Genomic DNA, 16244 nt, shown 5'->3' on the forward strand with positions numbered 1-16244 from the left:
CCGTCCCTTCGCGCACCCGGCGCACCGGTCCCACGCCCCTCCGATCCACGTCCCACTGCCCTCGCCCGCTCCCAGATGGTCACCTCTTCCGAAGTCTCCGCGGCCTTCGACCGCAACCGCCACTCGCATCGCCGTTTCAATCCGCTGGCCGGCAAATGGGTGCTGGTGTCGCCACAGCGCAGCCTGCGCCCGTGGCAGGGCCAGACCGAAAGCCCCGACCTGGAACTCCGCGCCTCGCATGACCCGGGCTGCTACCTGTGCGCCGGCAACACCCGCATCAACGGCGAGGTCAACCCGTCCTACACCGGCACCTTCGTCTTCGAGAACGACTTCCCCGCGCTGATGGCCGATGTGCCGGCGCCGGACGCGGGCGGCGCCCCGGCGGCGGCGGCGGGCCTGTTCCAGGCCGAACCGGCCCGCGGCACGAGCCGGGTGATCTGCTTCTCGCCGGACCATGGCCGCAGCCTGCCCGAGCTCGACGAGGCCGCGCTGCGCGAGGTCGTCGCCTGCTGGGCCGCGCAGACGCGCGAGCTGGGCGAGCGCTGGCGCTGGGTGCAGGTCTTCGAGAACAAGGGCGCGATGATGGGCTGCTCCAACCCGCATCCGCATGGTCAGGTCTGGGCCAGCGACTTCGTGCCCGACCTGCCGGCGCGCGAGGACCGCCTGCAGCGCGACTGGCTGGCCGCCCAGGGCGAGCCGATGCTGCTGGCGGTGGCGCGCGCGGAGGCCGGCGGCGAGCGCGTGGTCGTGCAGAACGACGACTGGCTCGCGCTGGTGCCGTATTGGGCGGAATGGCCGTTCGAAACGCTGCTGCTGCCGCGTTTCGCCGTGCAGCGGATGGACCAGCTGAGCGCGTCGCAGCAGGCCAGCCTGGCGGCCATCGTGCGCGCGCTGACCATCCGCTACGACAACCTGTTCCAGTGCAGCTTCCCGTACTCGATGGGCTGGCATGGCGCGCCCACCGGCGCCCAGGCCGAGGCGTCGCCGCACTGGCAGCTGCATGCGCACTTCCATCCGCCGCTGCTGCGCAGTGCGACGGTGCGCAAGTTCATGGTCGGCTTCGAGCTGCTGGCGGAGGCGCAGCGCGACCTCACGCCCGAGCAGGCCGCCGCGCGGCTGCGCGAGCAGCCGTCCACCCACTACCGCCAGCGCTGAGCCTGCCCGGCGCCGCGACGACCGCCCCTTTCAACCTGGCGCTGATGACCGAGTCCCCTCGATCGATCGGCGTCCCCGCTTGCCACCGCCTGCCATGACCTCTGCCCCGACCGACCTCCCGCCCACCGCGCTCGCCGTCGTGCGTGCCTTCACCGAGCGCCACGGCGCCGCGCCGACGGTGCTCGCGCGCGCGCCGGGCCGGGTCAACCTGATCGGCGAACACACCGATTACAACGACGGCTTCGTGCTGCCGGTGGCCATCGACCGCGACACCTGGGTCGCCGCCGGACCGCGCGATGACGGCCAGGTGGACGCGCTGGCGCTCGACGAGCAACAGGCCGAGGACCGCTTCGCGCTCAGCGCCGAGCCGCCGCATTTCCCCGGCGGCGGCTGGCGCGACCATGTGCGCGGCACGCTGGCGCAGCTCGCGGCCGAGCTGCCGGCGCTGGCCGGCATGAACCTCGTCATCGCCGGTGACGTGCCGATGGGCGCGGGGCTCAGCAGCTCCGCCTCGCTGGCGCTGGGGCTGCTGCGCGCCGCGCAGCGCCTGGCGGGCGACACGACGCTCGACGGCAAGCGCCTGGCGCGCCTGGCGCAGCAGGCCGAGAACCGCTTCGTCGGCTGCCAGTGCGGGATCATGGACCAGCTCGCCAGCGCGGAAGGCCGCGCCGGGCATGCGCTGCTGATCGACTGCCGCTCGCTCGACACCGAGCCGGTGCCGCTGCCCGCAGGCACGGCGCTGCTGATCGCGCACTCGCGGGTGCGCCGCGGCCTGGTCGACAGCGCCTACAACGAGCGCCGCCGCCAGTGCGAGGCGGCGGCCGCGGGCGTCGGCGCGAAGGCGCTGCGCGATGCGACGCTGGCGCAGCTGGAGGCCGCGGGCCTGGACGACAAGACCTTCCGCCGCGGCCGCCACATCGTCACCGAGAACGAGCGCGTGATCGCCGCCACCCGCGCGCTGCGCGCGGGCGACATGCGGCAGCTGGGCCAGCTGATGAAGGCCTCGCACGCCTCGATGCGCGACGACTTCGAGATCACCGTGCCCGCCGTCGACCAGCTCGCGGCGCTGCTGCAGGACGTCATCGGCGACGCGGGCGGCGCGCGCATGACCGGCGGCGGTTTCGGCGGCTGCGTGATCGCGCTGCTGCCCCAGGCGCTGGTGCCCGCGGCGGTCCGGGCGCTGGAGGACGGCTACCGCTCGCCCGAGGGGGAACCGGCGCTGGTCTACCTGTGCGAGGCGGGCCCGGGCGCCGAGGCGGCTGCGGCTACAGTCGCGGGATGACCACCCTCGTCGAAGTGGCGCGGGCCGCGGGCGTCACCGCGGCCACCGTCTCCAACGTGCTGCGCAACCGCGGCAAGGTCGGCGAGGAGACGCGCCGGCGCGTGCTCGCCGCGGTCGAGCAGCTGGGCTACCGCCCCAACCTGATGGCGCGCGCGCTGGTGGAGGGCAAGCCCCACACGATGGCGCTGCTCGTCAGCAGCATCGCCAACCCCTTCTATCCGGAGTTCGCGCTCGAGGTCGAGCGCGCGGCGCGCAAGCTGGGCTACTTCCTGCTGGTGTGCAACACCAACGAGGACCCCGCGCAGGAACGGGCCTACCTCGACGCGATCGGCGGCGCGCTGGCGCAGGGCGTGATCGTCATGAACGCGGACTTCGTGCAGCTCGATGCGCTGCAGAACCTGCGCCGCCGCGGCGTGCCGGTGGTGCTGTGCATGTGGGAGCGGCCGCAGGAGCCGCCGCCGCTGCCCTGCGTGGCGGTGGACCTGTACCAGGCCGGCGTGCTCGCGGCGGAGCACCTGCTGCGACTGGGCCACCGGCGCATCGGCGCGGTCTGCGGCAGCGAGCCCACCGGCAACCACCGCTGGCGGCTGCGCGGCTTCCTCGACACGATGGCGCAGGCCGGCGCCGCCTTGCCGGCGAGCTGCCTGCGCTACGGCCACGACACCATCGACGACGGTCGCAACGCCGCGCACAGCCTGCTGGCGGGCGAGCCCGGGCTGACGGCGGTGTTCGCGACCAACGACCTGCCCGCGCTGGGCGTGCTGCAGGCGGCGGCGGAGTTGAGCCTGGAGGTGCCGCGGGACCTGTCGGTGATCGGCGTCACCGACATCCAGCTGGCGCACCAGATGCGCCCGGCCCTGAGCACCGTGGCGATGCCCACGGCGGAAGCGGCGACGCTGGCGGTGCAGCTGCTGCAGTCGGAGATCGATGCGTCGCCGGACCATGCGCCGCCGATGCGGGTGACCGAGACGCCGCGGCTGGTCGTGCGGGCGTCGACGGCGAAGCCGCATCACGGCGGTGCCCCCGGCGGCACGGGCCGCGCCGACTGAGCGCGCCGATTGAGGTTTCTCGGCGCCCCCTCGGCACTCTCTCGACGGCGCCGCGCGTCGGCCACGTCACGGTGCGGATCGGGTTTTCGCGGGCCGGTTGCCACTCGTGACGGATTGGTGATATCTCCGCGGCGGCCTTGCGACAGAATGCCCAGCACTTCGCAGCGCCGACCCGGGAGCCCGCTTGAGTTCAGTCCTCCAAGGCGCCAGCCGGCGCGAATTCCTGATCGTCGGCTGCGCCGTCCTCACATCCGCCTGCGGCGGCGGCGGCTCCGACGGCGGACCGTCGGCGGTGGACGACACCAGTGCCGTGGGCGCAGCGGCCGACATCACCGCGGACGTGCTCGCCAACCGCGACATCACGCTCACCGGCGATTCGGTGATCAAGCTGCCTTCGGGCACGACGACCTACACCGGCGTCATCAGCGGCCAAGGCACGCTGCGCCTGTCCACCGCCGCCACCAGCACGCTGGTGATCACGCGGACCAGCACCTTCACGCTGCCCGTCGCGCGGCAGGTCCAGGTCGTCACCAAGACCACCTACCCCGGCGCCGGCTACGCGCTCACCATCGCCGGCACCAACCCGCCGGTGCTGACCATCGATCCGGGCGTCACCTTCCAGATCGGCACCAACACCAGCGCCGACAGCTCGCCCAACGTCATCGCCACCTCGGACAGCAAGAACAGCGCGAGCACCATCAACGGCGAGATCAACCTCAACAACATCCTCAACAACGGGACCCTCGTCATCAGCAGCGCGCAGTTCGTGCTGCTGGGCCAGGTGAGCGGCAGCGGCAGCATCGTGCAGGCGCCCGGCGTCTGGGGCGGCAACTCGTCGGGCGGCGTGAGTTCGTATTCGGGCGTGCTGTCGCTGGCCGCGGGGCAGGACTTCGGCAGCAACCATGTCGCCGCCTCGCTGTCGAATGCGAAGGCGGTCCTGAACGAGGGCTCCTGGCTGGTCTGGAGCCCGCCGGGCAGCGTCGTCACGGTGACGCAGAACATCTACGAGGCGGCCTTCGGCAACGACATCAACTTCCATGCGATCGGTCCGTCGACGATCGTGATGTCCGGCGTCTACAGCCACACCGACAACAGCCCGCACAACGTGCCCAACCTGGTCAATCCGGGCCTGAGCGACCCTGAGCTGAACTTCGCCAAGACGATCTACCGCGGCGGCGCCAATTCGCCCAACGGCAACGACGCCAGCTACCGCGGCATCAATATCGAACGCGGCGCCGGCACGGTCCAGTGGGGCGACGGCACGCATGCCAACTTCTTCCTGCCGTCGGCGCCTTCGCCCGCGGAGGTCGACCCGCCGCTGGGCAAGAAGAACGCCTACATCAACCTGCGGGGCGGCACGCTGGCGTTCAACTACAACGGGCCGGTGACGCTGCATGTCGGCATCACCGGCGGCGGGGGCGGCCCGCACCGGGATGGCTCGGTGGGCTCGGGCAACGTCCGGATCATGGCCACGCCGGGCAACGACGTGACCTTCGCGCAGCCGCAGAACTACAACGGCACCACGACCATCGGTGCCAACGCGATCCTGCGCCTGGGCACCGGCACGCCGGTGCCGCTGCGCTACATCACCGTCAATGCGACCAGCGGCAAGTCGACGGTGCTGCAGGCCACCTACAGCGGCGACGCCAGCCTGCTGACGGCCGAGTCGCCGAACGGCGCGGCGAGCAACGCCATCGTCAACGACGGCCAGCTCATCGTCCAGAACACGACGACCGCGATCACGCTGTCCAACATCAGCGGTGGCGGCAGCCTCACGCACAGCGGCGCCGCGGCGCTCACGCTGCGCAACAACAGCTACAGCGGCGCGACGACGCTCAGCGGCGGGACCACGCTGGCCGGGAGCGCGAATGCGATGGGTACCGGCAATGTCGTCAACAACGCGGCGCTGGCGCTGGTCAGCGGGCAACGCGAACTCACGGTGGGCGGCAGCTTCCAGCAGGGCGCGGCGGGTCAACTGACGCTCGCGGTGGCCGGTGCCACGCCGGGCGTCGACCATGACCACCTCGGCGTCGCCGGCGCGGCCGTGCTGGGTGGCACGCTGACGTTGAACTTCAGCGGCAACGTCGCGAAGGGACAGAAGCTCGTGCTGATCAGCGCTGCTGGCGGTATCAGCGGTGCGTTCAGCGCCATCGTCAGCAACGGTGCGAACGTGGTCGGCGGGCAGGACGGCACAGGTTTCTTCGTCACGGTGCAGTGATCAGGCCAACGCAGTTGCCCGGCAGAGCCCTTTCCTGCTGCGGCCGCTGGCCTCGAGCGATGCCACCCCGGCACAGGGTTAGCTCTAGTTAATTAGTGCAGCGCGCGAACTAACATCCTTATCCAAGCTGGCCTGAACCAGATCGCCCCGCAGGGCGACCGCCGGCAAGGAGACAAAAAGAATGTCGACTCTCACCAGGCGCGGCGCCGTCCGTGCGGCGCTCGCGTCGGTCGCTGGCGCCGGACTCGCGGCCTCGGCCCCCGCCGCGACCGGCTCCGCGCCCCCCACCGCCTCTTCGCGCCCGCCGTCCTTCGGCATCGGCCGCGAAGGCCAGCGCAAGGCCGATCTGGGCAACGGCACCTACCGCAACCCCATCGTGCCGGGCGACCGCCCCGACCCCACGCTGCTCAAGGACGGCAGCGACTACTACCTGACCTTCTCCTCGTTCACCTCCTACCCGGGCGTCGTGATCTGGCACTCGACCGACCTGGTGAACTGGACCCCCATCACCGCCGCGCTGAAACAGCCGATCGGCGCCGTCTGGGCGATGGACCTGGTCAAGCACGACGGCCGCTACTTCATCTACATCCCCGCGATGCAGGAGAACGGCTCCAAGATCTACGTCATCCACGCCGACAACATCCGCGGCCCCTGGAGCGATCCGGTGGACCTCCACCTGGGCGACTGCATCGACCCCGGCCACGCCGTCGGCGAGGACGGCAAGCGCTACCTGTTCGTCAACGGCGTGCGCCGCATCCGCCTCAGCGACGATGGCCTGTCCACCATCGGCCAGCTCGAGCCGGCCTACACGCCCTGGCAGTACCCCAAGGACTGGGTGGTGGAGATGTTCGCCCCCGAGGGCCCGAAGATCTTCCGCCGCGGCGAGTGGTTCTACCTGATCGCCGCCGTCGGCGGCACCTCCGGCGCGCCGACCAGCCACATGGTGACGCTGGCCCGCTCGCGCTCGATCCACGGGCCGTGGGAGGACTCGCCCCACAACCCCATCGTCCGCACCCAGAGCGCCGACGAACCCTGGTGGTCGCGCGGCCACGCCAGCGTGGTCGAAGGCCCCGCCGGCGACTGGTGGATGGTCTATCACGGCTACGAGAACGGCATGCGCACGCTGGGCCGCCAGACGCTGCTCGAGCCGGTCGAATGGACGAAGGACGGCTGGCTCAAGGCCCGCGGCGGCACGCTCGCGCGGCCGCTGCCCAAGCCGCGCGGCGGTCGGCCCTCGCCGGCCGGCTTCGACCTCTCCGACGACTTCAGCACCGACCGCATGGGCGTCCAATGGACGCTCTTCGCGCCCGACGCGAAGGACGGCGAACGCGTCTCGCGACGCGACCGCAGCCTGGTCCTGAAGGCCAAGGGGACCTCGCTGGCCGACTGCTCGCCGCTGACCTGCCTGGTCGGCGACCGCAGCTACGAGGCCAGCGTCGAGATGGAGATCCCCGGCGACGCCCACGGCGGCCTGGCGCTCTTCTACGACGGCCGCGGCTTCGCCGGCATCGGCGCGAACGCGCAGGAAATGCTGACCTACAACTACAGCCAGGAGATCGGCTGGATGCGGCACAAGCTGCCGGCGACGACCGGGCCGCGCGTGCTGCACCTGCGGCTCACCAACCGCGAGAACGTCGTCACCTTCCACACCTCGCCCGACGGCAAGGACTGGACGCAACACCCCTGGCAGATGGAGGTCTCGGGCTTCCATCACAACGTCTTCGGCGGCTTCCTGAGCCTGAAGCTGGCGCTGTTCAGCGCCGGCCAGGGCGAGGTGCGCTTCCGCCGCTTCCGCTACCGCGGGCTTCCCGCCTGAACCTTCTTCCGGACTTCAACCCATGTCGCTCACCCTCTCGAGACGCAAGATGGCCGCGCTGACGCTCGCGCTGGCCCCGATGGCCGCCTGGAGCGCCGGACCGGCCGCCAAGCCCGGCCGCGCCATCGAAGTCGACCTGCGCCAGGCCGCCGGCCCGGTGGACCGCAGCTTCGACTACGCCGTCGGCGCCGACTTCCCCGGCACCCTGATCCGCGACGACAGCCAGGCCCAGCTGAAGACCGCCGTGGACGAGCTCGGCTTCCGCACCATCCGCTTCCACGCGATCTTCCACGACGCGCTGAAGACCGTGACCAAAGGCGCCGACGGCCGTCTCCAATTCGACTTCGGCCGCATCGACACGCTCTACGACGCGCTGCTGGCCAAGGGCATCAAGCCCTTCGTCGAACTCGGCTTCACGCCGGACGCGATGGCCACCTCGCCGCAGACCATCTTCTACTGGAAGGGCAACACCTCGCATCCGCAGGCTGAGCCCTGGGTCGCGCTGGTCGACGCCTTCGCGCGCCACCTGATCGCGCGCTACGGCGCCGAGGAAGTGCGCCAATGGCCCTTCGAGGTCTGGAACGAGCCCAACCTCGATGGCTTCTGGGAACGCGCCGACCAGACCGCCTACTTCGACCTCTACGCCCGCAGCGCCCGGGCGCTGAAGGCGGTCGATCCGCAGCTGAAGGTCGGCGGTCCGGCGACCGCGGGCGCCGCCTGGGTCGTGCCCTTCCTGGCCTTCTGCAAGGAGAAGAACGTCCCCGTCGACTTCGTCACCACCCACACCTATGGCGTGGACGGCGGCTTCCTCGACGAATTCGGCCAGGACGACAACAAGCTGTCGCGCTCGCCGGACACGATCATCGGCGACGTGAAACGCGTGCGCGGCGAGATCGAAGCCTCGCCCTTCCCCGGCCTGCCGCTCTACATCACCGAGTGGAGCGCCAGCTACAACCCGCGCGATCCCGTCCACGACGCCTACCTCAGCGCGCCCTACATCCTGGAGAAGCTGCGCCTGACGCGGGGCTACGCCCAGGCGATGAGCTACTGGACCTACAGCGACCTGTTCGAGGAGCCCGGTCCGCCGCCCACCCCCTTCCACGGCGGCTTCGGCCTGCTGACGCGCGAAGGCGTGCGCAAGCCGGCCTACTTCGCCTACAAGTACCTGAAGCAGCTGACCGGCCGCGACGTGCCGCTCAAGGACAGCAGCGCGCTTGCCGCGGTCGACGATGGCAAGGTCGCCGCGCTGGTCTGGGACTGGCGGCTGCCGGACCAGCAGACCAGCAACCGGCCTTATTTCACCCAGGTGCTCCCGGCCACGAAGCTCGCCCCCGCCACGCTGCGCTGGCAGGGCCTCAAGCCCGGCGTCTACACGCTGCGCCAGTACCGCGTCGGCTTCGAGGCCAACGACGCGTACACCGCCTGGCTGAAACTCGGCAAACCGGGCAACCTGTCCGCCGAGCAACTGGCGAAGCTGCAGGCGCTGACCACCGACAAGCCGGAGCGCGAGCGCACCGTGCGCGTCGGGCGCGACGGCCGCCATCGCGAGACGGTGCCGATGCGCTCGCATGACGTGGTGCTGGTGACGCTGGAGCCGGCCGCGCGATGAAACGATGAAGCGGCGCCGCGCCGGCGCCGCTCGCATGCAGACCGGCGGCCGCCAACGGCCGCCATGACGAGTCACCGACAGGAAGACGAGAAGGATCCCCATGAAGTTCACCGACGGGCAATGGCTGCTGCAGCCTGGCGTCTCGGCCCATTACGCCACCGAGACCTATGCCGTGGACGTCCACGACGACCGCGTCGTGCTGCTGGTCACCACGCGCCCCATCAAGCACCGCGGCGACACGCTGCAGGGCCCGACGCTGACCGTCACGCTGCGCTCGCCGCTGCCGGGCGTGATCCGCGTCAGCGTCGAGCATTTCAGCGCCTCGCAGCCGCCGCGGCTGCACGTGCCCATGGTCGGCGCGACCTCGCCGGCGCTGCAGGTCACCGAGACCGACAAGCTCGTCACCGTGACCTCCGGTCCGCTGTCGGTCGACGTCAAGAAGGGCGAGGGCTACGGCCTGACCTTCCGCGAGGGCGACAAGGTGCTCACGCGCAGCGACTGGCGCTCGCTCGGCTACCTGCAATGGGCCGGCAAGGCCAACTACGTCCATGAGCAGCTGACGCTGGCGGTGGGCGAGTACGTCTACGGCCTGGGCGAGCGCTTCACGCCCTGGGTCAAGAACGGCCAGACCGTCGAGAACACCAACAAGGACGGCGGCACCGCCTGCGAGCAGGCTTACAAGAGCGTGCCCTTCTACCTGAGCAGCCGCGGCTACGGCGTGCTGGTCAACGAGGCCGGCCCGGTGTCCTTCGAGGTCGCGTCGGAGAAGACCTCGCGCGTGCAGTTCAGCCGCGAGGGCGAGACCCTGGACTACTGCGTCGTCGCCGGCCCCACGCCCAAGGCCGCCGTCGCGCGCCTGACCGAGCTGACCGGCCGCGCGCCGCTGCCGCCGGCCTGGACCTTCGGGCTGTGGATGACGACCTCGTTCACGACCCAGTACGACGAGGCCACCGCCACGCACTTCATCGACGAGATGGCGCGCCGCGAGCTGCCGCTCAGCGTCTTCCACTTCGATTGCTTCTGGATGCGCGAGTTCCAGTGGTGCGACTTCGAATGGGACCGTCGCGGCTTCCCCGATCCCGAGGGCATGCTCGCGCGGCTGCGCGCCAAGGGGCTGAAGATCAGCCTCTGGATCAACCCCTACGTCGCGCAGCGCTCGCCGCTCTTCGCCGAGGGCGTGCGCGAGGGCTACTTCATCAAGCGCGCCAACGGCCTGACCTGGCAGACCGACCTCTGGCAGCCCGGCATGGCCATCGTCGACTTCACCAACCCCGCCGCCAAGGCCTGGTACCAGGGCCACCTGCGCCGGCTGCTGGCGATGGGCGTGGACTGCTTCAAGACCGACTTCGGCGAGCGCATCCCCGACAAGGACGTCGTCTACTTCGACGGCTCCGATCCGGTCGAGATGCACAACCTCTACGCGCTGCAATACAACGAGGCCGTCTTCGAGCTGCTGCAGGAGGTGCAGGGCAGCGACGCGGTCGTCTTCGCGCGCTCGACCTACGCCTCGGGCCAGCGCTTCCCGGTGCACTGGGGCGGCGACTGCTGGTCCAACTTCGAATCGATGGCGGAGAGCCTGCGCGGCGGCCTCTCGCTGACGTCCTGCGGCTTCGCGTTCTGGAGCCACGACATCGGCGGCTTCGAGGGCAATCCGCCGCCGGCCGTCTACAAGCGCTGGATCCAGTTCGGGCTGCTGTCCTCGCACAGCCGGCTGCACGGCAGCAGCTTCTACCGCGTGCCGTGGCTGGTCGACGAGGAAAGCTGCGTGGTGCTGCAACGCTTCACCCGCCTGAAGCACCAGCTGATGCCCTACCTCTATGCGACCGCGATCGCCGCGAGCGAGACCGGCGTGCCGACGATGCGCGCGCCGGTGCTGGAGTTCCCGGACGATCCGGCCTGCGCGACCCTGGACCGCCAGTTCCACCTGGGCGACGCGCTGCTGGTGGCGCCGGTGTTCACCGACAGCGGCGAGGTCGACGTCTACCTGCCGGCGGGCCGCTGGACCCACCTGCTCAGCGGCGAGGTCGTCGACGGCGGCCGCTGGCGCCGGGAGACGCACGACTTCATGAGCCTGCCGCTCTACGTCGCGCCGAACACCGTGCTGCCCTGGGGCCAGGAGACCGAACGCCCGGACTACGACTACGCGCGCGGCGTGGTGCTGCGGGTCTTCGCGCTGGACAAGGGCGCGACCGCGCCCTTCGTGGTCGCCGCGGTGGACGGCACGATCGCGGCCCGCGGCACGGTGACCCGCGACGGCGAGGGCTATCGCGTCCGTATTGTCGAGGGCGCGCTGCACGACTGGGCGATCGAGGTCGACGGCGTGCGCAGCCCGGTGCAGGCCGGCTCTTCGCTCGACTGGAGCGCGCAGTGATGCGCACCCGGACCTTGGCCGTGCTGGCGGGCCTGGCGATCGTCGGCATGGGCGCCACCGCCGTGTACGCGCAGGCCGGCGACGCCACGAAGACGCCGGCCGCGACGGAGACGAGCAAGGCCGCCGCCACGCCTCGCATCGAGGTGAACCAGGTCGGCTACCTGCCGACCGCCGCCAAGCGGGCCACCGTGCCCGCCGGCGCGGCCAAGCGCTTCCAGCTGATCGATGACGACAGCGGCCGGTCCGCCTGGACCGGGCCGCTGGGCGCCGCCGCGCTGTGGGCGCCGTCGCGCAGCCAGGTCCGGATCGCCGACTTCAGCGCGGTGACCAAGCCCGGTCGCTACCGGCTGCGGGTCGCGGGCCTGCCCGACTCGGATCCGTTCACCATCGCCCCCGGCGCCTACGACGCCCTGGCCGCCGGCGCGATCCGCGCGTTCTACTTCAACCGGGCCGGCATCGCGCTGACGCCAGACCTGGCCGGCCCCTTCGCCCGCCCCGCCGGCCATCCGGACACGCGCGTGTTGATCCATGCCTCGGCCGCCGGACCGAAGCGCAAGACCGGCGACGTCATCAGCAGCCCCAAGGGCTGGTACGACGCCGGCGACTACAACAAGTACATCGTCAACTCCGGCATCACCGTCTACACGCTGCTGGCCAGCTACGAGCAGATGCCCGACCGGATGCGGGCGCTGAAGGTGGGCCTGCCTGAAAGCGGCAACGGGCTGCCTGACGTGCTCAACGAGGCGCTCTGGAACCTCGACTGGATGCTGACCATGCAGGATCCGGACGATGGCGGCGTCTATCACAAGCTGACCAATCCGGGCTTCGACGGCGTCGTGATGCCGGACGCGGCCACGACGTCCGGCGATCGCGTCGTCGTGCAGAAGAGCACCGCCGCGGCGCTGGACTTCGCCGCGGTGATGGCCGTCGGCAGCCGCGTGTTCAAGGACTTCGAGCGGGAGCGCCCGGGCCTGTCCGCGCGCATGCTGGCCGCCGCGCGCGCCGCCTGGGGCTGGGCGCAGGCGCATCCCGACGCCATCTACCGCCAGCCGCCGGACATCCACACCGGCGACTACGGCGATCCGACGCTGGACGACGAGTTCGCCTGGGCCGCTGCCGAGCTCTACATCGCCACCGGCGACGAGGCCTTCTACGCCGCGATGAAGCCGGCGCAGACCACGATGACGGTGCCGTCCTGGGGCGACGTGCGCGGTCTGGCCTGGATGTCGCTCGCGGCCCACCGCGACCAGTTGGGCCCCGCCGCGGACCGCGCGCTGATCGAGCGCCGCGTTCGCGAGCTGGCCGACGCGCTGGTCGCCAAGGGCAAGGCCTCCGCCTGGGGCGTGGCGCTGGAGGAGAAGGACTTCAACTGGGGCAGCAACTCCAATGCGCTGAACCAGGCCATGGTGCTGCTGCAGGCCGATCGCCTGGACGCCGCCCGCCCGCCCGCGGCCGACAGCGATGCGCGCGCCGGCCGGCGCGCCGGACCGGCCGTCAGCGCCTACCGCCAGGCGGCGCAGGGCCTGCTCGACTACGTGATGGGCCGCAATCCGACGGGCCTGTCGATGGTGACCGGCTTCGGCACCCGCTCGCCGATGCATCCGCATCACCGGCCCTCGGAGGCCGACGGCGTGGTCGCGCCGGTGCCGGGCTTCGTCGTCGGCGGGGCCAATGCCGGCCAGCAGGACCTCAAGGGCTGCCCGGTGCCGTACCCCTCGCCGCTGCCGGCGTTGTCCTACCTGGACCACTTCTGCAGCTACGCCAGCAACGAAGTGGCCATCAACTGGAATGCGCCACTGGTCTACGTGGCGGCGGTCCTGGGCGCGCCACGCTGAGGGGCCGATGCGGAGGGGCTCGTCGCCCCGCCGCGTCGATGTTTTCGGGCCCTAGGTGTTTTCCTGCTCTTTATTCGTTCGGCGCCCCAACTAATATCAATGCCATGGACACGCGATACGCGATACGCGTGGACCTCTACAAGACAGACAAGGAGACGACGCGCATGCAACCCGACGCCAGTGGTGGCCAACAGCTGTTGAAGTCCATCAACCGGATGGCCCTGGTGCGCCACCTGTGCGTGCATCCCGGCCTGTCCCGGGCGGACCTGGCGCTCGAGGTGGGCCTGACCAAGTCGACGATCACCAGCCTGGTGCGCGAGCTGATCGCCGAGGGCTGGCTGATGGAAAGCAGCGTCGTGGCCACCGGTGACCTGGGCCGGCGCCCCACCCCGCTGTTCATCAGCCCGGACCGCCTGCTGATGCTGGGCGCCGAGGTCGGCATCGACGGCGTGCGCGTGGTCGCCACCACGCTGACCGGCGAGGTGCGCGCCCGCGCGGTGTCCGCCTACGGCGCCAGCCGCAGCGCCAAGGCCTGCCTTGGCGTGCTGGCCACGGTGTTGCTGAAGGTGCGGGCGCAGCTCGATCCGTCGCAGCGCATCATCGGCATCGGCGTCGGCCTGCCCGGCGGCGTCGACGAAGCGCGCGGCGTGCTGAACTTCGCGCCCAACCTGGGCTGGCACGACCTGGCCGTCGGCCAGCTGCTCAGCGAGAAGCTCGACGGCGGCCCGCTCTCCGGCATCCCGCTCTACCTGCAGAACGAGGCCGACGTCGCCGCGCTCGGCGAGATGGAATTCAACGCCGGCGCGCCCGCCGATCCGCTGCTGTACCTCTCGATCAACCAGGGCGTCGGCGCCGGCGTGATCGTCGGCGACCGGCTGCTGACCGGCGCGCGCGGCTTTGCCGGCGAGATCGGCCACATGATCCTGCAGATCGACGGCCCGCTCTGCTCCTGCGGCCGGCGCGGCTGCGCCGAGGCGCTGATCGGCATGCGCGCGATGCTGCGTCCGGACGAAGCGGCCGAACTGGGCCCGCACTCCCTGCCGGACATCCGCGGCCGCCTGGTCGACGGCGACCGCAAGACCGCCAAGGCGGTCGAATCGGCCGGCCGCTACCTGGGCGTGCTGCTCCAGAACCTGGCGACCGCCTACGACCCGGCCTGCATCGTGCTCGGCGGCAGCGTCGTCGAGCTGGGCGACGCCTTCCTCGATCCGGCGCTGACCACGCTCAACGACTACGCCACCGCCGCCGGCCTCTCGCCGACGCCGGTCCGCACTTCGCGCTTCGGTGCCGACGCGGTGGCCGCCGGCGCCGCGGCGCTGGCCCGTCATCGCGTCACCCGCCCGCAGCTGCCGACCATCGGCGTCGGGCGCGCCAACGCCACGGCCCCGGCCGACAGCGAAGGCCAGGACCAGGAAGCCGCACTGTGAGCCGCGACGACACCTTCCTCGGCATCGACCTCGGCACCTCCGAGCTCAAGCTGCTGCTGATCGACGGCAGCGGCGCCGTGGTGGGCCGCGCGGCCGCACCGCTGACCGTGTCGCGGCCCGCGCCGCTGTGGTCGGAACAGGACCCGGCCGACTGGTCCACCGCCACCACCCGCGCGATCGAGCAGCTGCGCGGCAGCGCGCCGGCCGCCTTCGCGCGGCTGCGCGGCATCGGCCTGTCGGGCCAGATGCACGGCGCCGTGCTGCTCGACGGCCAGGACCGGGTGCTGCGCCCGGCCATCCTCTGGAACGACGGCCGCAGCCACGCCGAGTGCGACGAACTCACCGCCGCCGCGCCCAACCTGCACGCCATCGCCGGCAATCTCGCGATGCCCGGCTTCACCGCGCCCAAGCTGCTGTGGGTGCGCAAGCATGAGCCGGAACGCTTCGACCGCGTCCGCAGCGTGCTGCTGCCCAAGGACTACCTGCGGCTGCTGCTGACCGGCGAGAAGGTCAGCGATCCGTCCGACGCCGCCGGCACGCTGTGGCTGGACGTGGCGCGCCGCGACTGGTCCGATGAACTGCTGGCCGCCACCGGCCTGACGCGCGCGCACATGCCGCGCCTGGTCGAGAGCAACGCGCCCTCCGGCGTGCTGCGCGCCGAGCTGGCCGACGCCTGGGGCGTCGCCCGCGACGTGGTCGTGGCGGGCGGCGCCGGCGACAACGCGGCCAGCGCGATCGGCATCGGCGCCACCGCGCCGGGCAGCGGCTTCGTGTCGATGGGCACCTCGGGCGTGCTGTTCGTCGTCAACGACCGCTTCCGCCCGAACCCCGCCTCCGCGGTGCATGCCTTCTGCCACGCGCTGCCGCAGCGCTGGCACCAGATGAGCGTGATGCTGACGGCCGCCAGCGCGCTGCGCTGGTTCTGCCAGCTCAGCGGCACGACGGAGGCTGAACTGCTCGAGGAGATCGAAGCGCTGGGCGAGGACGAACTCGCCGCCGCGCCGGTCTTCCTGCCCTACCTGGCAGGCGAGCGTACGCCCCACAACGACCCGTTCGCGACCGGCGCCTTCCACGGCCTGACGCACGAGACGCGCCGCGCGCATGCCGGCTACGCGGTGCTCGAGGGCGTGGCCTTCGGCATGGCCGATGGGCTGGCGGCGCTGCGCGCGGCCGGCACCGACGTGGCGCAGCTCTCCATCGTCGGCGGCGGCGCGCGCAGCCGCTTCTGGGCGCAGCTGATGGCCGACGCACTGGGCGTCGAGATCGTCCGCCATGCCGACGCCGACGCCGGTGGCGCGCTCGGCGCCGCGCGCCTGGGCCGCATGGCCGCGGGCGCCGGCGTCGACGAATCCTGCCCGCCACCCCCCATCACCGACCGTTGCACGCCCTCGCCCGCGCGGCGGGACGTGCTCGCCCGACGGCTCGCCGTCTTCCGATCGCTCTACGCGCCCTTGCGCGCCCTGCCGTCGCTCCGGCCTTGAG

At 71.5% G+C, this 16244-nt stretch carries 10 protein-coding genes; all 10 read left to right on the forward strand.

Going from position 1 to position 16244, the window contains the following annotated elements; all coding sequences use genetic code 11:
• Nucleotides 1-75: 75 nt before the first annotated feature.
• The 10 genes from FHT38_RS19530 to xylB all read left to right on the forward strand — a co-directional run bounded on the left by FHT38_RS19530 (nucleotide 76) and on the right by xylB (nucleotide 16243).
• Entirely contained in the window at nucleotides 76-1155 is a 1080-nt protein-coding gene (locus FHT38_RS19530) for a UDP-glucose--hexose-1-phosphate uridylyltransferase (protein WP_183492954.1), read from the forward strand.
• Nucleotides 1156-1249: 94 nt separating this feature from the next.
• Entirely contained in the window at nucleotides 1250-2437 is a 1188-nt protein-coding gene (gene galK / locus FHT38_RS19535) for a galactokinase (RefSeq protein ID WP_183482661.1), read from the forward strand.
• On the forward strand, nucleotides 2434-3486 hold the full coding sequence (locus tag FHT38_RS19540; protein ID WP_183492955.1) for a LacI family DNA-binding transcriptional regulator: 1053 nt from the start codon (nucleotides 2434-2436) through the stop codon (nucleotides 3484-3486). Before galK ends, FHT38_RS19540 begins: the two co-directional genes overlap by 4 nt.
• A gap of 184 nt (nucleotides 3487-3670) precedes the next feature.
• Nucleotides 3671-5704, forward strand: a complete 2034-nt coding sequence (locus tag FHT38_RS19545; protein ID WP_255488863.1) for an autotransporter — start codon at nucleotides 3671-3673, stop codon at nucleotides 5702-5704.
• Nucleotides 5705-5885: 181 nt separating this feature from the next.
• Nucleotides 5886-7520: a family 43 glycosylhydrolase gene (locus FHT38_RS19550; protein WP_183492956.1), complete on the forward strand. Its 1635-nt coding sequence runs from the start codon at nucleotides 5886-5888 to the stop codon at nucleotides 7518-7520.
• A gap of 22 nt (nucleotides 7521-7542) precedes the next feature.
• Nucleotides 7543-9129 carry a GH39 family glycosyl hydrolase gene (locus FHT38_RS19555; RefSeq protein ID WP_255488864.1) on the forward strand — a complete coding sequence of 529 codons (1587 nt, stop codon included), beginning with the start codon at nucleotides 7543-7545 and terminating at the stop codon, nucleotides 9127-9129.
• A 100-nt stretch (nucleotides 9130-9229) separates the two neighbouring features.
• Entirely contained in the window at nucleotides 9230-11500 is a 2271-nt protein-coding gene (gene yicI, locus FHT38_RS19560; protein ID WP_183492957.1) for an alpha-xylosidase, read from the forward strand.
• A complete protein-coding gene (locus tag FHT38_RS19565) occupies nucleotides 11500-13335 on the forward strand; it encodes a glycoside hydrolase family 9 protein (protein WP_255488865.1) in 1836 nt (611 codons plus the stop codon). Before yicI ends, FHT38_RS19565 begins: the two co-directional genes overlap by 1 nt.
• A gap of 104 nt (nucleotides 13336-13439) precedes the next feature.
• Entirely contained in the window at nucleotides 13440-14762 is a 1323-nt protein-coding gene (locus FHT38_RS19570; RefSeq protein WP_175538349.1) for an ROK family transcriptional regulator, read from the forward strand.
• Complete coding sequence (gene xylB / locus FHT38_RS19575; RefSeq protein WP_183492958.1) at nucleotides 14759-16243, forward strand: xylulokinase; 1485 nt, start codon at nucleotides 14759-14761, stop codon at nucleotides 16241-16243. Before FHT38_RS19570 ends, xylB begins: the two co-directional genes overlap by 4 nt.
• The last annotated feature ends 1 nt before the right edge of the window (nucleotide 16244 follow it).

The organism is Mitsuaria sp. BK041 (assembly GCF_014193085.1).
Lineage (GTDB): Bacteria > Pseudomonadota > Gammaproteobacteria > Burkholderiales > Burkholderiaceae_C > Roseateles.